The 16,932-nt window shown below is 72.5% G+C and carries 18 protein-coding genes; 13 read left to right on the top strand and 5 right to left on the bottom strand.

Translation table 11 applies throughout. From position 1 onward, the window contains the following. Positions 1-38: 38 nt before the first annotated feature. The 4 genes from dop to prcA all read left to right on the top strand — a co-directional run bounded on the left by dop (position 39) and on the right by prcA (position 3,641). Positions 39-1,541, top strand: a complete 1,503-nt coding sequence (gene dop, locus ACLJPY_RS47420; RefSeq protein ID WP_410597584.1) for a depupylase/deamidase Dop — start codon at positions 39-41, stop codon at positions 1,539-1,541. A gap of 86 nt (positions 1,542-1,627) precedes the next feature. Next, on the top strand, positions 1,628-1,822 hold the full coding sequence (locus tag ACLJPY_RS47415) for a ubiquitin-like protein Pup (RefSeq protein ID WP_003075646.1): 195 nt from the start codon (positions 1,628-1,630) through the stop codon (positions 1,820-1,822). A 114-nt stretch (positions 1,823-1,936) separates the two neighbouring features. Beyond that, a complete protein-coding gene (prcB, locus tag ACLJPY_RS47410; protein WP_410597583.1) occupies positions 1,937-2,791 on the top strand; it encodes a proteasome subunit beta in 855 nt (284 codons plus the stop codon). A 52-nt stretch (positions 2,792-2,843) separates the two neighbouring features. Then, the gene (gene prcA / locus ACLJPY_RS47405) at positions 2,844-3,641 is read left to right on the top strand and encodes a proteasome subunit alpha (protein WP_410597582.1); all 798 of its coding nucleotides are present in this window, start codon (positions 2,844-2,846) and stop codon (positions 3,639-3,641) included. A 431-nt stretch (positions 3,642-4,072) separates the two neighbouring features. Here the strand turns inward: prcA and ACLJPY_RS47400 are convergent, their stop codons facing one another. The 3 genes from ACLJPY_RS47400 to ACLJPY_RS47390 form a co-directional block, all read right to left on the bottom strand. Beyond that, positions 4,073-4,849: a class I SAM-dependent methyltransferase gene (locus ACLJPY_RS47400; RefSeq protein ID WP_410597581.1), complete on the bottom strand. Its 777-nt coding sequence runs from the start codon at positions 4,847-4,849 to the stop codon at positions 4,073-4,075. Between the two features lie 4 nt (positions 4,850-4,853). Beyond that, positions 4,854-6,092, bottom strand: a complete 1,239-nt coding sequence (locus ACLJPY_RS47395; RefSeq protein WP_410597580.1) for an alpha/beta hydrolase — start codon at positions 6,090-6,092, stop codon at positions 4,854-4,856. Between the two features lie 102 nt (positions 6,093-6,194). Continuing rightward, positions 6,195-7,619, bottom strand: a complete 1,425-nt coding sequence (locus ACLJPY_RS47390; protein WP_410597600.1) for a bifunctional phosphatase PAP2/diacylglycerol kinase family protein — start codon at positions 7,617-7,619, stop codon at positions 6,195-6,197. A gap of 201 nt (positions 7,620-7,820) precedes the next feature. On the opposite strand from ACLJPY_RS47390, the gene pafA reads away from it, so the two are divergent. Both pafA and ACLJPY_RS47380 read left to right on the top strand, forming a co-directional pair. Then, positions 7,821-9,179, top strand: a complete 1,359-nt coding sequence (pafA, locus tag ACLJPY_RS47385) for a Pup--protein ligase (RefSeq protein ID WP_091311474.1) — start codon at positions 7,821-7,823, stop codon at positions 9,177-9,179. A 61-nt stretch (positions 9,180-9,240) separates the two neighbouring features. Continuing rightward, positions 9,241-10,263, top strand: coding sequence for a WD40/YVTN/BNR-like repeat-containing protein (locus ACLJPY_RS47380; protein ID WP_410597579.1), 1,023 nt, complete (start codon positions 9,241-9,243; stop codon positions 10,261-10,263). On the opposite strand, the gene ACLJPY_RS47375 is transcribed toward ACLJPY_RS47380, so the two are convergent. Beyond that, on the bottom strand, positions 10,260-10,961 hold the full coding sequence (locus ACLJPY_RS47375; RefSeq protein ID WP_410597578.1) for an SDR family oxidoreductase: 702 nt from the start codon (positions 10,959-10,961) through the stop codon (positions 10,260-10,262). The two genes, ACLJPY_RS47380 and ACLJPY_RS47375, sit on opposite strands and share 4 nt — an antisense overlap. A gap of 9 nt (positions 10,962-10,970) precedes the next feature. Next, the gene (locus ACLJPY_RS47370) at positions 10,971-11,891 is read right to left on the bottom strand and encodes an NADP-dependent oxidoreductase (protein ID WP_410597577.1); all 921 of its coding nucleotides are present in this window, start codon (positions 11,889-11,891) and stop codon (positions 10,971-10,973) included. Between the two features lie 123 nt (positions 11,892-12,014). Here ACLJPY_RS47370 and ACLJPY_RS47365 point away from each other — a divergent pair, with 123 nt between their 5' ends. The 7 genes from ACLJPY_RS47365 to ACLJPY_RS47335 all read left to right on the top strand — a co-directional run bounded on the left by ACLJPY_RS47365 (position 12,015) and on the right by ACLJPY_RS47335 (position 16,923). Next, positions 12,015-12,446 (top strand): winged helix-turn-helix transcriptional regulator, encoded by a 432-nt coding sequence (locus ACLJPY_RS47365; protein WP_410597576.1) that lies wholly within the window; start codon positions 12,015-12,017, stop codon positions 12,444-12,446. Between the two features lie 10 nt (positions 12,447-12,456). Then, positions 12,457-13,440: a helix-turn-helix transcriptional regulator gene (locus tag ACLJPY_RS47360; protein WP_410597575.1), complete on the top strand. Its 984-nt coding sequence runs from the start codon at positions 12,457-12,459 to the stop codon at positions 13,438-13,440. Further along, positions 13,437-14,417, top strand: a complete 981-nt coding sequence (locus ACLJPY_RS47355; protein WP_410597574.1) for a helix-turn-helix transcriptional regulator — start codon at positions 13,437-13,439, stop codon at positions 14,415-14,417. Before ACLJPY_RS47360 ends, ACLJPY_RS47355 begins: the two co-directional genes overlap by 4 nt. Before the next feature lie 9 nt (positions 14,418-14,426). Continuing rightward, positions 14,427-14,639 (top strand): bacteriophage holin, encoded by a 213-nt coding sequence (locus ACLJPY_RS47350; RefSeq protein ID WP_410597573.1) that lies wholly within the window; start codon positions 14,427-14,429, stop codon positions 14,637-14,639. A 31-nt stretch (positions 14,640-14,670) separates the two neighbouring features. Then, positions 14,671-14,982, top strand: a complete 312-nt coding sequence (gene tatA, locus ACLJPY_RS47345; protein WP_410597572.1) for a Sec-independent protein translocase subunit TatA — start codon at positions 14,671-14,673, stop codon at positions 14,980-14,982. Between the two features lie 88 nt (positions 14,983-15,070). Continuing rightward, positions 15,071-16,042 (top strand): twin-arginine translocase subunit TatC, encoded by a 972-nt coding sequence (tatC, locus tag ACLJPY_RS47340; protein WP_410597571.1) that lies wholly within the window; start codon positions 15,071-15,073, stop codon positions 16,040-16,042. After that, positions 16,042-16,923, top strand: a complete 882-nt coding sequence (locus ACLJPY_RS47335) for a diacylglycerol/lipid kinase family protein (RefSeq protein WP_410597570.1) — start codon at positions 16,042-16,044, stop codon at positions 16,921-16,923. Before tatC ends, ACLJPY_RS47335 begins: the two co-directional genes overlap by 1 nt. Positions 16,924-16,932: the final 9 nt, after the last annotated feature.

Raw genomic sequence — 16,932 nt, 5'->3', positions numbered from 1 at the left:
TGCATCGTTCCACTAGGACGACCCCGTAGGGTGGGGACATGCGGCGGATCATGGGAACCGAAGTCGAGTACGGCATCTCCGTGCCGGGCGACGCGACGGCGAACCCGGTACTCACCTCCACCCAGGTCGTGCTGGCGTACGCGGCGGCGGCCGACATCCCGCGCGCCCGGCGGGCGCGGTGGGACTACGAGGTGGAGAGCCCGCTGCGGGACGCGCGCGGGTTCGACCTGACCGGCCCGGGCGGGCCGGGGCACGACCCGGACGTCGAGGACCTGGGCGCGGCGAACGTCATCCTGACCAACGGGGCCCGGCTCTACGTCGACCACGCGCACCCGGAGTACTCGGCGCCCGAGGTGACGAACGCGCGCGACGCGGTCATCTGGGACAAGGCGGGCGAGCGGGTGATGGAGGAGGCGGCGATGAAGGCCGCTTCCGTGCCGGGCCAGCCGCAGCTGCAGCTGTACAAGAACAACGTCGACGGCAAGGGTGCCAGCTACGGCACGCACGAGAACTACCTGATGGCGCGGTCGACGCCGTTCACCGCGGTGATCGCGGGCCTGACGCCGTTCTTCGTGTCGCGGCAGGTCGTGACCGGCTCCGGCCGGGTCGGGATCGGCCAGCAGAGTGAAGAGGCCGGGTTCCAGCTCTCCCAGCGCGCGGACTACATCGAGGTCGAGGTCGGCCTGGAGACGACGCTCAAGCGCGGGATCATCAACACCCGCGACGAGCCGCACGCGGACGCGGACAAGTACCGGCGGCTGCACGTCATCATCGGCGATGCGAACATGTCGGAGTACTCGACGTACCTGAAGGTCGGGACGACGGCGCTGGTGCTGGACCTGATCGAGTCCGGCATCCGGTTCGACGACCTGAAGCTGGACGAGCCGGTCAAGGCCGTCCACCAGATCAGCCACGACCCGACGCTGAAGGCGCAGGTGTCGCTGGCCAACGGCAAGAAGTACACCGGCCTGGACCTGCAGTTCGCCTACCACGAGATCGCCTCGCAGAACCTGGAGCGCACCGGCGCCGACGAGGCCTCGAAGGAGGTCCTGCGGGTCTGGGGCGAGGTGCTGGACGCGCTGGCGCGTGACCCGCAGGAGTGCGCCGACCGGCTGGACTGGCCGGCCAAGCTGCGGCTGCTGGAGGGCTACCGGCAGCGCGACCAGCTGGCCTGGGGCGCGCCGCGGCTGCGGCTGGTCGACCTGCAGTACTCGGACGTGCGGCTGGCCAAGGGCCTGTACAACCGGCTGGTGACGCGCGGGTCGATGAAGCGGCTGGTCACCGAGGAGGAGGTGCTGGCCGCGGTGACGACGCCGCCGTCGGACACGCGCGCCTACTTCCGCGGCCGGGCGCTGGAGAAGTACGCGACGTCGATCGCGGCGGCTTCGTGGGACTCGGTCATCTTCGACGTGGGCAAGGAGTCGCTGGTGCGGATCCCGACCCTGGAGCCGCTGCGGGGGACGAAGGCGCACGTCGGCAAGCTGCTGGACAACGCGGCGACGGCGGAGGAGCTCGTGGAGGCGCTCACCGGTTCGGACTAGGCGGGACGCACCAGCGATCGCGGCGTGACCCCGAATGTCGGGGGCGCTGGGTAGGCTAGGAAACATCAGCCACACCGGGAGGCGAGATGGCCCAGGAAAAGATCGAAAAGCACGGCGGTGGTGACTCCGACGAGGAGTTCGAGGACACCGGCGCGGCGGGTCAGGAGCGGCGCGAGAAGCTCGGCGAGGACGTGGACACGATCCTCGACGAGATCGACGACGTGCTCGAGGAGAACGCCGAGGACTTCGTCCGGGCCTACGTGCAGAAGGGCGGCGAATAGCCGCTGCGGGGCACTGCCGCCCCTGCCGACCGTTCAGCCGGCGGCCGGGGCTCCGCGTGGCGGCTTCTCGCGCGCGGGGCGCCCGGCCCGCACAGATGGGATTTTTGAGCACGTATGGACAACACCAGGGGCATCTCGGGTCCCGCGCTGCCTGCGACGTACTTTTCCTCGGCGACGTCGTCGTTCTCCGACTTCCTGCGCGTGCAGGCGCCGGAGCTGCTGCCCGCGCGCCGCGTGGCGCCGGGCGCGGCCGAGCTGGGCGTGCCGCACGGGACGACGATCGTCGCGTGCACCTTCGCCGGCGGCGTGCTGATCGCGGGTGACCGGCGGGCGACGTCGGGGAACCTGATCGCCAGCCGCGACATCGAGAAGGTGCACGTCACCGACGAGTATTCGGCGGTCGGCATCGCGGGCACGGCGGGGCTGGCCGTGGAGATGGTGCGGCTGTACGCGGTGGAGCTGGCGCACTACGAGAAGATCGAGGGCGTCTCGCTGTCGCTGGACGGCAAGACGAACAAGCTGGCCGGGATGGTCAAGGCGAACCTCGAGATGGCGATGGCCGGGCTGGCCGCGATCCCGCTGTTCGTGGGGTACGACCTGGAGGCCGAGGACGCCAAGCACGCGGGCCGGATCGTGTCGTACGACGCCGCGGGCGGCCGCTACGAGGAGAACGGCGGCTACGCGGGCATCGGCTCGGGTTCGCTGTTCGCGAAGTCGGCGCTGAAGAAGCTGCACGACCCGGACGCCGACGTCGAAGGCGCGGTGCGGGTCGCGGTGGAGGCCCTGTACGACGCCGCGGACGACGACACCGCATCGGGCGGCCCGGACCTGGTGCGGCGCATCTTCCCGAGCGTCGTGACGATCACCGCGGAGCGCGGCGCCGTGCAGCTGTCGGAGTCGGAGACGGCGGCGGTGGCCGAAGCGGTGGTGGCCGGCCGGATCGAGCGCCAGCAGCGCCGGCTGTCCTGACCGGAGCCGGACCAGTGAACGTTGGAACACCGAAAGACCTGGAGCGCACACCGTGACGATGCCGTTGTATGCCTCTCCCGAGCAGCTGATGCGGGAGCGTTCCGAGCTGGCGCGCAAGGGCATCGCGCGCGGCCGGAGCGTGGTGGTGCTGAAGTACGCGGGCGGCGTGCTGTTCGTGGCGGAGAACCCGTCGGCGACGTTGCACAAGGTGTCCGAGATCTACGACCGCATCGGTTTCGCGGCGGTCGGGCGCTACAGCGAGTTCGAGAACCTGCGCGTGGCGGGCATCCGCCACGCGGACCTGAAGGGCTACCAGTACGACCGCCGTGACGTGAGCGCCCGCGCACTGGCGAACGCGTACGCGGCGACGCTGGGCAGCATCTTCACCGAGCAGCTGAAGCCGTTCGAGGTCGAGATCTGCGTGGCGGAGGTGGGCGCGAGCTCGGCGGAGGACCAGCTGTACCGCCTGACGTACGACGGTTCGATCTTCGACGAGCCCCAGTACGTGGTGATGGGCGGCCAGACGGACAAGATCTCGGCCAAGCTGAAGGAGACGTTCGAGGACGGCCTGGACCTCCAGGCGGCCTTGAGCGTGGCGGTGGCGGCCCTGAGGACCCCGAGCCAGCCGGCCCCGGCAACGTCTTCGGGCTCATCATCATCATCGTCCGCGGCGGGCACGGCATCGAACGGAAACGGCGACGCGGACCCGATCAAGCTGGAGGTGGCGGTCCTGGACCGCGACCGCCCCCGCCGTTCGTTCCGCAGGCTGACGGGAACGGCACTGGACACGCTCTTGCCGGTCCCGGACCCCCAGGGCGAGGAGCCGGAGAGCAAGCCGGAAGGCGACTGAGCAAAGCGAAGCGAAGGAAACGGGGCGCGGCCGAAGGGCCGCGCCCCGTTTCGCATGCAAGACGCTGACCACCCAAAGCACCCGAGCACCAGCCCGACTCCAACAAGCCGGGCGCCAAGGCAAAGACGCCGAACACGAAAAGGCCCGCAGGGCCTCCGGCCACACCCCCCTGCCGACCCGATACGCAGCCGCATCAGCGGCCGACAGGCCGTGTCAAGGCACGCTTTCCCGCCTTGACACGGCCTGTCGGCCGTTGAACGATCCGGCGTTCGGGCCGGCGGGAAGACTCCGGTAGGGCTGAGTCCGGTAGGGCTGAGTCCGGTAGGGCTGAGTCCGGTAGGGCTGAGTCCGGTAGGGCTGAGTCCGGTAGGGCTGAGTCCGGTAGGGCTGAGTCGGCAGGGCTGACTCCGGCAGGGCTGACTCCAGCAGAATCAACCTGCCCACCGCGCAACAGCAAGCAGGTGAGCGCTGGTCTCGACAACGAGCGGATCCTGTTCCACGATCCGCGCCGCCCGCAGGGCGGATTCGACGAGGTCACCGAACCGCCCCAGCCCGGCAGCATCAAGAGCAGGCCAAGCCGGCCCCTCGACCCCGAACACCGCAACGTCCGAAAACCCCGCGGCGCCGACTTCCGCCCGCAGTTCCCCGGCGGTGTGCCAGTGCGTGGCGACGAACCCGACGTGCCCGTCATAGGCACCGGTCGAGATGACTTCCCGGATCGGAGCGACCCGCGAAGCGGTGAGCGTCCCCCCGGCACCGGTCTCCAGCAGCGACAGATAACGGCTGATCCCCGCCGCCGCGAGCACGCCACCGGGCCGCAGGACCCGGCGCGCCTCGGCGAGCGCCCGCGCCCGATCGGCGCCGTCGATCAGGTGGTAGAGCGGTCCGAGCAGCAGCACCACGTCGAACGCACCGTCCGGGACGCCGAGACTCCGAGCGTCCCCGACCTCGGCGGTAACCCCCGGCAACGTCGCCGCCTGCGCAACGTGGGCCGCGACCACGTCGACGAGGTGCACGACGTGCCCATCGGCGGCCAGCCACCCGGCGTGCACCCCGGTCCCACCGCCGACGTCCAGGACCCGGGCGCGCGCGGGCAGGAAACGACGCAGCAACTCCTGGGTACGCAGGTACTCCAAGCGGCCGTGCGGGGTCCGGATCAGCCGCGTCTGCTCCGCCGGCCCACTCCCGTACGCGATCTCGAGATCCACCCGCTCAGGATGCCGCAGGCGGAGCCCGGAAGGTCTGATCGGCAAAAGCCAGCAGGTACGGCAGCGTCGCCCGTGCAGTGTGCCAGGTGTGGTTGAACCCCCGCTCAGCGTGCACCACAGCCTCCTGCCCCCGAGCATGCAGGGCGTCCGCGATCCGGTGCGCCGTCGTGACGTCGGTCGGGGCGCCGGTCCCCACCGCCAGCATCACCGAGATCGGCGCGGAGAACTTCATCGTGGGCAGATAACGGCGGGGCGTGTTCGCGGCGATCGCCGCCCGGTTGCCGTCGAGGATGCCGATGGAGTCGTTCAGGTCGTCGTACGGGAGCGCGATCACCAGGGTGGCGAACTCGTCGACGTGGTGGAGGCCGATGTTCAGCGCGCCGAAGCCGCCGCCGGACATGCCGCCCAGTGCCCGGTGCTTGCGGTCGGCGAGGGTGCGGTACCGCTGGTCGATCGCCGGGACGACCGTGCCGGCCAGGTAGCTCTCCAGCTGCGGACCGCCCGGGACGTTCAGGCACTCCCAGTCGGTGCTGGGGTTGCCCGCCGTCATGTCGACGGTCACCACGATCATCGGCGCGATGACGTTGGCCTGCTGCAGCGCCAGCAGCGAGCCGGGGGCGTCGCCGGAGGTGAGCCAGTCGCGCGGGCCGCCGAACGGGTAACCGTGGATGAGGTAGACGACCGGGTAGCGGCGGGTGGGGTCGCTGTCGTACCCGGGCGGGAGGACGACGTAGTTGCTGCCCGTCGGGATCCCGTGCGCGGGGTCGGCGACGTTGACGACGTCGATCCGCTGCCCGGCGGCCGGCTTGCCGGCGCCGGGCCGCGGCGTGGACCCCGACGACGACGAATCGGGCGACGACGAGCCCGAGCCCGACGACGGCTCGGGGGCTTCCTTGCCGTCGTCGAGCAGGCGGCCGGCGAGGTTCACCACGCCCGGGCCGCGCTGGAGCAGCCGCGCCAGGTCGTCGGACGTGCGGACGTACCCGACGTAGCTGTTGAGCGCCGTGACCGACGCCACCAGCAGCAGCACCGCGAAGGCGGTGAACCCCCAGCGCCGGACGCGGCGGCGGTACCAGAGCGCGACCACCACGGCCAGCACCGCGACGGCGGCCGAGGCGAAGCCGAGCCAGATGAGCGGTGACTCGAGCGGGCCCAGGTCGCGGGCACGGGCGGTCACGTCACCGGGCAGCACCGGATCGCTCGCGGCCCGGTGGACGACGCTCGCCAGGCCGTGCCCGTCCATCGAATCCCCGCTCGCCCCTGGCCGCGGGCAGGAGTGCCCGCAACTCGGTCGCGAAGCTAGCGGGAAGCACCTGTGGGTTCGTTGAGAGAAGGTAAAGCAACCTCAAGGCCGGTAGAGCGTCAGGGCGCTGGGGCGCGACCGGAAGCGGAACCGGTTGCCGAGCGGGCCGACCTCGCCGTCGGTGGCGACGCGCCGGTTGCCGTCGAGCAGTTCGACGTCCAGTTCGGGCAGGTCGAGCTCCTGGTAGACGTGACTGGCCGCGAGGCTGCGGGTGATCATCGCCAGCAGGAACCGCGCGCGGGAGTAGGGCAGGTCGGCACGCAGGTAGCGGATGTCGAGCAGGCCGGTGTCGAGCGCGGGACGGCGGCTCGGGGCGAAGCCCTTGGGCGCGTACGTGCCGTTGCCGACGAACAGCAGCCAGACCTGGGTCTGCTTGCCGTTGAGCCGGACGGTCAGCGGCCGGGCGTGCCGCAGCGTCCTGGCCAGCGCGATCGCGGCCGACGGCCACTTCGGGTGCTTCTCCTGCAGCTTCTCGCGCAGCCGGACCATCTCCGGATAGCCGCCGAGGCTGGCGGTGTTGACGAACCAGCGGTGGGCCGGTTCGCCTGCCCCGTCGACCTCGACTTCGCCGAGGTCGACGCGGACGGCGTTGCCGACCTCGGTCGCCGCGTCGGCGTCGGGCATCGAGCTGACGCCGACGTCGCGGGCGAAGTGGTTGAGCGTGCCCGCCGGGACCAGGGCGAGCGGCAGCTCGCGCTCGGCGGCGACGGAGGCGACCGCCGCGACGGTGCCGTCCCCGCCCGCGACGGCCAGCGCGCGGATCGTGCCGCGGGCGTCGAGCTCGGCTTCGATCTGGGCGCGGAGGCCCTGCTCGGGGTCCGGGTAGAGCAGCGTGGCCTTCGGCCAGGCGAACTTGACGTCGTCGGTCGGGTCCTGGCCCGCCACCCCGGAGTTCGGGTTGACGACGGCGAGCATGTCCTCGCCGTCGACCATCTCGGGCGCGTCCGCGTCGTGGATCGCGCGGCCCGGGATGTCGTCGTGCAGCGGCCACCAGTGCCGGGTGGCCAGGCCGACCCCGACGCCGATGCCGAGCCCGGCCCCGACGTCGGAAGGCCAGTGCACGCCGGTGTGGACCCGCGAGTAGGCCACCGCCAGCGCCAGCGGCGCCACCGCGAGCCCGGCCCGCGGCGACTCCATCGCCACCGCCGTCGCGAAGGCCGCCGCGGACGCGGAGTGCCCGGACGGGAACGACGAGGACGTGGGGCGTTTCCGCAGGCGGCGGCGCATCGGCGTCTCCTCCTCGGCCGGCCGCCGGCGGGGGAAGAGCGGCTTGCCGATGAGGTTCGCCGCGGCGCTGGCCCCGGCGATCGCGACGACCCCGCGCAACGCCGCGCGGCGGGTTTCGCCCGGGCGCGCGGCCAGCAGCGCGGCGACCCCCCACCACAGGCGGGACTTGTTCGCCGATCTGGACAGCACCATCAAGGCGTCGTCGGCTTTCGTGGCGGGCAGGGCGGCGCTGCGCCGCATCAGCGCGCGGTCGGTCCGGCCGACCCGCCGGAAGGCCCGGATGAGCTGGTGTGACAAAGGAGTCCGCCTTCCGCACGTCGTCAAGAGCTGTGCTCCAATCGTGCCTGATTCGGCGAGATTTCACCGTCTGTGGCGTACTGGGGGCGTGTCGACGCCCGAACGGCGCACCGTCGACGGGGGTGCAGCGCCTACTCTGGTGGAATGCAGCGGCGGATCTTTGGCATCGAGACCGAGTTCGGGGTCACGTGCACCTTCCACGGACAGCGCAGGCTCTCGCCCGACGAGGTGGCGCGGTACCTGTTCAGGCGGGTCGTGTCGTGGGGACGCTCCTCCAACGTGTTCCTGTCGAACGGCTCGCGGCTCTACCTCGACGTCGGCTCGCACCCCGAGTACGCGACGGCCGAGTGCGACGACCTGGTCCAGCTCGTCACGCACGACAAGGCCGGGGAGCGGATCCTCGAGGACCTGCTGGTCGACGCCGAGCGGCGGCTCGCCGACGAGGGCATCGGCGGTGACATCTTCCTGTTCAAGAACAACACCGACTCGGCGGGCAACTCCTACGGCTGCCACGAGAACTACCTGGTGACGCGGGCGGGGGAGTTCTCGCGGATCGCGGACGTGCTGCTCCCGTTCCTGGTCACCCGGCAGCTCATCTGCGGGGCAGGCAAGGTGCTGCAGACCCCGCGCGGGGCGGTGTACTGCCTCTCCCAGCGGGCGGAGCACATCTGGGAAGGCGTCTCCAGCGCCACGACCCGGTCCCGCCCGATCATCAACACCCGGGACGAGCCGCACGCCGACGCCGAGCGCTACCGGCGCCTGCACGTCATCGTGGGCGACTCGAACATGGCCGAGCCGACGACCATGCTCAAGGTCGGCTCGGCGAACCTGGTGCTCGAGATGATCGAGGCCGGCGTCCAGTTCCGCGACTTCACCCTGGACAACCCGATCCGGGCGATCCGCGAGATCAGCCACGACCTCACCGGCCGCCGCCAGGTGCGGCTGGCCGGCGGGCGCGAGGCCTCGGCGCTGGACATCCAGCGCGAGTACCACGCCCGGGCGCTCCAGCACATCAAGGACAACGGCACGACCGCGGCGAACGAGCGTGTCGTCGAGCTGTGGGGCCGGGCGCTCGACGCGGTCGAGCAGCAGGACTTCGGCAAGATCGACACCGAGATCGACTGGGCGATCAAGCACCGGCTGGTCGAGCGCTACCGGCACAAGCACGACCTGGACCTGTCCAGCCCGCGCATCGCCCAGCTGGACCTGGCCTACCACGACATCCGCCGGGGCCGGGGCATCTTCGACCTGCTGCAGCGCAAGGGCCTGGTCCGCCGGGTCACCGACGACGGCGAGATCGAGGCCGCCAAGGACACCCCGCCCCAGACGACCCGGGCGAAGCTGCGCGGCGACTTCATCGCCGCCGCCCAGGCCGCCGGCCGCGACTTCACGGTCGACTGGGTGCACCTGAAGCTCAACGACCAGGCCCAGCGCACGGTCCTGTGCAAGGACCCGTTCCGCTCGGTCGACGAGCGGGTGGAACGCCTGATCAGCTCGTTGTAGTCCGTCGCGCCCGCCCGGAATTCCTACGAAAGTCGCCGGGCGGGTGCGGCAGGATCTCCGCATGCGTGTCGTGCTGCTCGTGTGCGCCCTGCTGGTCTCGATCGCGGCCCCGGCGTCGGCGGGTGAGCACCGGCCGGCGTGGGAGGAGAAACCGACCGGCGTCACCGCCCAGTTCCGCGGCCTGTCCGCGGTCAGCGCGCGGGTCGCGTGGGTCAGCGGCACGCAGGGCACCGTCCTGCGCACCACCGACGGCGGGACGACCTGGCGGTCCGTCGGGCCGCCGGGCACCGAGGCCCTCCAGTTCCGCGACGTCGAGGCCTTCGACGCCGAGCACGCCGTGGTCCTGTCGATCGGGTCCGGAACCGACTCCCGCGTCTACCGGACCGACGACGGCGGCGCGCACTGGCGGCAGACGTTCCAGAACACCGACGCGGCGGCGTTCTACGACTGCCTCGCCTTCTTCGACCCGTGGCGCGGCCTGGCGATGAGCGACCCGGTCGACGGCAAGTTCCGCGTCCAAGCCACCTACGACGGCGGCCGCAGCTGGCGGCCGGTACCCGACGACGGCTTCCCGCCCGCGTTGCCCGGCGAGGCCGGCTTCGCGGCCAGCGGGCAGTGCGTCACCACGGCGGGGCCGTTCGACGCGTGGCTCGCGACGGGCGGCGGCGCGACCGCCCGCGTCCTGCACTCCAGCGACGGCGGCCGCCACTGGACGGCGTCGGACACGCCGTTGCCGAGCAGCCCGTCCGCCGGCGTGTTCGCGCTGGCGTTCCGGAACCCGCGCCACGGCGTCGCGATCGGCGGCGACTTCGCGAACCCGGCGGCCCCCGGCCCGGCGGTCGCGCTGACCGGTGACGCCGGCCGGACCTGGCGCACCCCGGCGCAGTACCCGGCGGGGTACCGCTCCGGGGTGGCCTGGCGCGGCGGGACGCTCCTGGCCGTCGGTCCGGGCGGCAGCGACTACAGCCCGGACGGCGGACGGCACTGGACGTCGTTCGACACCGGCAGCTTCGACAGCGTCGACTGCGCCGCAGCGGCCTGCTGGGCCAGCGGCGCGCAGGGCCGCGTCGCCCGGCTCTGCTAAAGCACCTGGCCGGTGGGGCGGACCATGATCTCGTTGACGTCCACCGACGGGGGCTGCGAGAGCGCGTAGAGCGCGGCGCGGGCGATGTCGTCGGCCTGCAGGTGCGGTTTCTCGCGCTGCTCGTCGCTGAGGATGTCGGTGTCGGTGATGCCGGGGTTGATCAGCGTGACCCGCACCCCGGTGCCGACCGCCTCCTCGCGGATCGCCCCGGCCATGCCGGTGACGGCCCACTTCGTGACCGAGTACAGGCTGGCGTTGCGGATGTAGCGGCCGGCGACCGAACCGGTGATGAGCAGGTGCCCGGCGGTTTCCCTGAGTGCGGGGAGGGCGGCGCGGGCGGTGTAGGCGGCGCCGAGGACGTTGGTGCGGACCATCGGCTCCCACGCACGCGGGTCGGGGTCGTCGTCATCGCCGAAGAAGGTGGTGCCGATCCCGATGCCGGCGTTGGCGAAGGCGGCGTCGAGCCGTCCGAACCGCTGCACGGTCTCGTCGACGGCGGCGGAGATGCCCGGCCAGTCCCCGACGTCGGCGCCGAGGGCGAGGGCCCGGTCCGCGCCGATTTCGGCGGCGAGCGGGGCGACCGAATCGGCCCGGCGGGCGACGAGGGCGACCTTGAAGCCGGACGCGGCGGCGAGGCGGGCGGTCGCGGCGCCGATCCCGCGGGAGGCACCGGTGATGAGGAGAACACGATCAGCCATGCCCCCAGGCTAGGGAATGAGGACGAGCCTGCCGCGCAACCCGCCCGCGGCCAGCCGTTCGTGCGCGGCCGCCGCCTCGGCCAGCGGCCGCGTCCCGGCCACGCGCAGGGGGAGCGTGCCGTCGCCGGCCAGCCGGGCCAGCTCGGCCAGCCGTTCGCCGTCGGCGCGGATCCAGACGTGGCGGACGCCGATCCCGCGCAGCGGCAGCGGGGCCGCGCCGGCGGCGAACGCCACGAATTCGCCGCCGCCGCGGACCGCGTCGAGGGCGTCCAGGCCCAGGAGCGCGGGGTCGAGGGCCGCGTCCACCCCGCCCGGCACCAGCGCGCGGACCCGGTCGCCCAGCGCGGGCCCGCGTGGCACGAACTCGTCCGCGCCGAACGCCCGGACCTCGGCTTCGTCCGCTTCGGAAGCCACGGCGACCACGCGGAGCTTCCGCGCGCGGGCGAGCGCGACGGCGTACCCGCCGACGGCCCCGGCCGCTCCGGTCACCAGCACCGTCCCGGTGGTCTTCACGAGGTCCAGGGCCTGGGCGGCGGTCAGCGCGTTCAGCGGCAGGGTCGCCGCCTCGGCGGGCGACACGCCCGGCGGCGCCGGTGCGACCGCCGAGGCGTCCAGGACGATCTGCTCGGCGTACGCCCCGAGCGGGGTCCCGATCCGGTCGCGCAGGCCGATCACCGCGGCGCCCTCGGCGAACCCGCCGCCCGCCGTCTCGACCGTGCCGGCCACGTCCCAGCCCAGCCCGAGCACCGCCCGCGGCGGCACCACGCCCGCCGAACTCAACGCGCCGCTTCGGGTCGCCAGGTCCACCGGGTTCACCGCGGCCGCCGCCACCCGGATCCGCACCTGTCCCGGGCCGGGCTCCGGCGCCGGCACCTCGACCTGCTCCAGCACCTCCGGGCCGCCGAACCGCCGGACCACCACCGCTCGCATCTTCGTCTCCTCCACGGGAAAGCCGTCTTCCCGACGAACGTATGGGGAGCTACTCTCCATCGGGAAGTACGCACCTGCAGGTGCCCACCGCACGGTGAGGTTCGCGAGACGGGAGGTCGCCCGGTGCCCACGCGCACGGCGGAACAGCGGCGGCAAGCCGAAAAGGCCGCCTACGACGCCTACCTGGCGGCCTGCCCGACCCGGAAGCTGCTGGACGAGATCGCCGGCAAGTGGGTCAGCCTCATCCTGGTCGCGCTCGGTGACGGCCCGCAGCGCTACAGCGACCTTTCGCGGCGCATCGCCGGGGTCAGCCAGAAGATGCTCACCCAGACCCTGCGGGTGCTCGAGCGGGACGGTCTCGTCCGCCGCGAGGTCACCCCGGCGGTCCCCGTCCGTGTGGACTATTCCCTTACGCCACTGGGAGAATCGCTGCGCGCGCTGATGGCCGGGTTCAAGGCGTGGGCCGAGCAGAACTTCGAGGCCGTCGACGCCGCCCGCACCGATTACGACGCGCGCACCCCGGACCTCACGATCGGGCCGGACGGCGCGGGCTAGGCTCTACCGGGTGTCCACCGCACGCGCCGAACGGCTGGTCAATCTGGTGCTGGCCCTGTTGTCCACCCGGCAGTACCTCACGGCCGAAAAGATCCGCGGCATCGTGCCCGGGTACGGCGACGCGGCCAGCGACGACGCCTACTTCCGGATGTTCGAGCGGGACAAGACCGAGCTGCGCGAGCTCGGCATCCCGCTGGAAACCGGCCGCAACTCCGCGTTCGACGCGATCGAGGGCTACCGGATCGCCCGCCGCGACTACGAACTCGGCGAGATCGACCTCGCCCCCGACGAAGCCGCCGCCGTCGCGCTGGCGTCCCGGCTGTGGGACTCCCCGGAGCTGACCGGCCAGGCGCAGGGCGCGCTCGTGAAGCTGCGCGCCGCCGGGCTGGAGGTCGACGACCAGGCGCCCACCGTGGTCGAGCCGCGCGTGCGCGCCGAGCCGGCGTTCGGGCCGCTGCTGGCCGCGGTCCAGAACGGCCAGGCGGTCCGGTTCGAGTACCGCCGCAGCGGCTCCCCGGAGCGGATCATGCGCACCCTCGAGCCGTGGGGCGTGGTGTCGTGGCGGGCCCGCTGGTACGTCGTCGGGCACGACCGCGACCGCGGCGCCACCCGCTGCTTCCGGCTCTCCCGCGTCACCGGCCAGGTCCGCCCGGTCGGCAGGCCCGGCGAGGTCCGGCGCCCCGAGGGCGTCAACCTCCTCAAGCTCGTCACGGCCACCGGCGAGAGCGAACCGGCGCCGGTGACCACCGCCCGGGTCTGGGTCGCCGACGGCCGCGCGGCCGGGGTCCGCCGCCGCGGCACCGTCGTCGGCCGGGCCACCGTCGACGGCGACGAGGGCGACCTCGTGGAGATCGGCCTGCTCTACCCCGAGTCGGCCGCGGACTGGATCAGCGCCCAGGGCCCGGACGTCGTGGTGCTCGAACCGGACGTGCTGGCCAAGAGCGTCCAGGACCGGCTGGAAGCCGTCGTCGCCCGGCAGGTGAGCGCCCGGTGAGCGCCTCCACCGACCGGATGCCGAGACTGCTCGCGCTCGTGCCCTACCTGCTGGCGCGCCCGGGCGTCCGCATCGACGACGCGGCACAGGACTTCGACGTCACGCCCAAGCAGCTGCGCAAGGACCTCGAGCTGCTGTGGATGTGCGGGCTGCCCGGCTACGGCCCCGGCGACCTCATCGACCTGTCCTTCGAGGGTGACACGATCGTCGTCACCCACGACGCCGGGATGAGCCGCCCGCTGCGGCTCACCGGCGGCGAGGCGACCGCGCTGCTCGTGGCGCTGCGCGCGCTGGCCGAGACGCCCGGCGTGGTCGACGGCGACGCCGTCCGCCGGTCCATCGCCAAGATCGAAGCCGCGGCCGGGCAGGCGCAGCCGGCCGGCGTGGTCGTCGGCGGGGGAGTGCGCGAGGGCAAGAAGACCGCCCGGACCCGCGAGGAGGTCGCCCGCGCGCTGCAGGAGGGGCGGGCGCTGCGGATCCGCTACTACACCGCGTCCAAGGACCAGATCACCGAGCGCACGGTCGACCCGATGCGGCTGCTGATCGTCCAGGCCGTCGGCTACCTGGAGGCCTGGTGCCGCCGCGCCGAGGGCGTCCGGCTGTTCCGGCTCGACCGGATCGACGAGCTGGCGATCCTGCCGGAGCCGTCGCGCCCGCCCGCGCACGCCCACCCGACCGACATCTCCGAGGGTGTCTTTCGCGAGCGTCCCGACCAGCGGGAGGCGGTCCTGGTCCTCGATCCGGACGCACGCTGGGTAGCCGAGTACTACCCGTGCGAGGAGCTCGACGAGCTCGACGGCGGCCGGCTGCGGATCCGGATGCGCTACGCCGACCAGTCGTGGATGGTCCGCCTGGTACTGGGGCTGGGCGGCGAAGCGCTGGTGGAAAGCCCGGCCGACCTGGCGTCCGACGTCGGCCGCCGGGCCGCCGACGCCGTGGCCCGAGCCCGTCACCTTCCGTCAACCTGCGACCACTAGGCTGGCGCCGTGCCGTACCTGCCCACCGCTGCGCTGATCGTGATCGGCCTGGCCCTGCTCGTGGTCCTGCTGGTGCGGACCGCCAAGGTCTTGCGTGCCTTCCGGCGGACCGCAAGCATGGTGACTGCGCACACCCAGGACCGGGCGGGTCTCGTCCGCGCCCGGTCGGCGGCGTTGCGCGTCGCGTTCGCGCAACGCCACCGCAAGCCCGAAAACCAGTAACATCCCTACCAGACGCAGATAGGAGGCCACCATGCTGAACGGATTGCAGCCGTGGCATTTGATCATCCTGGTGCTCGTCGTCGTGCTGCTGTTCGGGGCCAAGAGGCTTCCCGACGCGGCCCGGTCCATCGGCAAGTCCATGAAGATCTTCAAGGCCGAGACCAAGGACCTCACCGGCGACAAGCCCGCGGCGCACGAAGACGCCGTGCCCGCCGAGACCAAGCAGATCCCGGCCACCCCCGCCGCGACGTCGACCGACCAGCAGGTGGCCGACCTGCAGCGCCAGCTCGACGAGCTGAAGCGGCAGCAGGCCGCCGACCAGACCCAGAAGAACGCCAGCTGAGCGGTTCCAGCCCCACCTGGTCCCCGGTCCGCGGAGCGCGCCGTCCCCGGCGCGCTCTGCGCGGACTCCGATGAGAACGGAACAACCCGTGGCGGAATCCGCCTCCGGAAACGGTGACAGCCGCCGGTCGAAGCGGCGCAAGCGCAGCCGTCGGGCCAATCCCGACGGGACGATGACGCTCATCGAGCACATCTACGAGTTCCGCCGCCGCCTCGGCTTCGCGCTGCTCGCGGTGGTGATCGGCGGGATCCTCGGGTTCATCTGGTTCGGCACCAACATCGGGCCGATCCCGTCGCTCGGCGACCTCGTCAAGGACCCGTACTGCGCCATCCCGCCGAGCCGCCGGCTCGACAGCGCCGCGGGGTGCCGGCTGCTGCAGACCGTGCCGTTCGAAGCCTTCATGACGCAGCTGAAGGTCGGCATCGCGGCCGGGGCCGTGCTCCTGTCGCCGGCCTGGCTGTACCAGCTGTGGGCGTTCATCGCGCCCGGTCTGTACAGCAAGGAACGCAAGTACGCGCTGACGTTCGTCGGGTTCGCGTCGGTGCTGTTCGCCGCGGGCGCCGTGCTCGCCTACATCCTCTTCCCGCACGCCCTGCAGCTGCTCATGGGCTTCGGGCAGGACGCGTTCGTCACCGCGCTGACCGCGGACAAGTACATCTCGTTCCTGCTGTCGCTGCTGGTCATCTTCGGGATCAGCTTCGAGCTCCCGCTGCTGGTGGTGATGCTCAACCGCGTCGGCGTGGTCAAGTACGTGCAGCTGAAGAAGTGGCGCCGCGGCATCGTGTTCGCGCTGTTCGTCTTCGCCGCCTTCGCCACGCCGGGCTCGGACCCGTTCTCGATGCTCGGCCTGGCCGGCGCCCTGACCGTGCTCTTCGAGATTGCCGTCCAGATGGCGCGCTTCCACGACCGCAAGCTCGACAAGGCCCGCGCCGACGAGGGCTGGGACCAGCTCGCCGACGACGAAGCCGCGCCGTTCGACTACACGCCCAGCACGATCGACGACGAGCCGTCCACCCCGACCGCGTCCGGCGGCCGGTCGAGCACCGACGACGTCACGTAGTGGGGCTCCACGCCGCGCTCGCCGTGCACCCGGCGTCGGGGCACGGCGCCGCCGCCCGGATCGCCGACACCGTCGCCGAGCGGCTGCGCACGGCCGTGGACCGCCTCGACGTGCTCGTCGCCCGTTCGGTCGAGGAGTCCCGCGCGCTGATGCGCTCGTCCCACGCCGCCGGCCTGGACGTGCTGATCGTGCTCGGCGGCGACGGCGCCGCCCACCAGGGCGTCCAGTTCTGCGCGAACAACGACGTCGCGCTGGGGCTGGTCCCGGCGGGCACCGGCAACGACTTCGCCCGCGCCCTCGGCATCCCCGGCGAGCCGCTCCCGGCGGTGGACGCGCTGGTAGCGGCCCTGCGCTCGGGCGCCCGCCGCCGGATCGACCTCGGCCGCGTGGGCCCCACCTGGTTCGCCACGGTGCTCTGCGCGGGGTTCGACGCGAGCGTCAACGAGCGGGCGAACCGGATGCGCTGGCCGTCCGGGCCGCGCCGCTACGACGTCGCGATCCTGGCCGAGCTGGCCGCGTTCCGCTCCCGCCCGGTGGTCGTCGACACGGGCACCGACCGCATCGAGCTCGCGGCGACCCTCGTGGCGATCGGCAACACCCGCTTCTACGGCGGCGGCGTCCCGATCTGCCCCACGGCCGACCCCGAAGACGGCGTCTTCGACGTGACGATCATCGGCCACGCCACCCGCCGCGGCCTGGTCCGCATGCTGCCGGGCCTGCGCACCGGCAAGCACCTGACCCACCCGGCGGTCCGCACGCTGCGCGCCCGCTCGGTCACCCTCGCGGGCAACACGTGGCCCGCGTATGCGGACGGCGAACCGCAGGGCGTGGTCCCCGTGACGGCGAACTGCGTACCGGGCGCGCTCACGGTGCTGGCTTAGACAGGGGCA

Origin of the sequence: Amycolatopsis sp. lyj-23, from assembly GCF_046549135.1 — a bacterium.
Lineage (GTDB): Bacteria > Actinomycetota > Actinomycetes > Mycobacteriales > Pseudonocardiaceae > Amycolatopsis.
The sequence above is the reverse complement of the archived record's forward strand: the minus strand, read 5'-3'. Positions and strand labels throughout refer to the sequence as shown.

Bases quoted from the DNA above. Each gene is read 5' to 3' on its own strand.
- dop (WP_410597584.1), top strand. From the start codon at position 39: ATGCGGCGGATCATGGGAACCGAAGTCGAGTACGGCATCTCCGTGCCG.
- ACLJPY_RS47415 (WP_003075646.1), top strand. From the start codon at position 1,628: ATGGCCCAGGAAAAGATCGAAAAGCACGGCGGTGGTGACTCCGACGAG.
- prcB (WP_410597583.1), top strand. From the start codon at position 1,937: ATGGACAACACCAGGGGCATCTCGGGTCCCGCGCTGCCTGCGACGTAC.
- ACLJPY_RS47395 (WP_410597580.1), bottom strand. From the start codon at position 6,092: ATGGACGGGCACGGCCTGGCGAGCGTCGTCCACCGGGCCGCGAGCGAT.
- ACLJPY_RS47390 (WP_410597600.1), bottom strand. From the start codon at position 7,619: ATGCGGCGCAGCGCCGCCCTGCCCGCCACGAAAGCCGACGACGCCTTG.
- pafA (WP_091311474.1), top strand. From the start codon at position 7,821: ATGCAGCGGCGGATCTTTGGCATCGAGACCGAGTTCGGGGTCACGTGC.
- ACLJPY_RS47380 (WP_410597579.1), top strand. From the start codon at position 9,241: ATGCGTGTCGTGCTGCTCGTGTGCGCCCTGCTGGTCTCGATCGCGGCC.
- ACLJPY_RS47375 (WP_410597578.1), bottom strand. From the start codon at position 10,961: ATGGCTGATCGTGTTCTCCTCATCACCGGTGCCTCCCGCGGGATCGGC.
- ACLJPY_RS47370 (WP_410597577.1), bottom strand. From the start codon at position 11,891: ATGCGAGCGGTGGTGGTCCGGCGGTTCGGCGGCCCGGAGGTGCTGGAG.
- tatA (WP_410597572.1), top strand. From the start codon at position 14,671: ATGCTGAACGGATTGCAGCCGTGGCATTTGATCATCCTGGTGCTCGTC.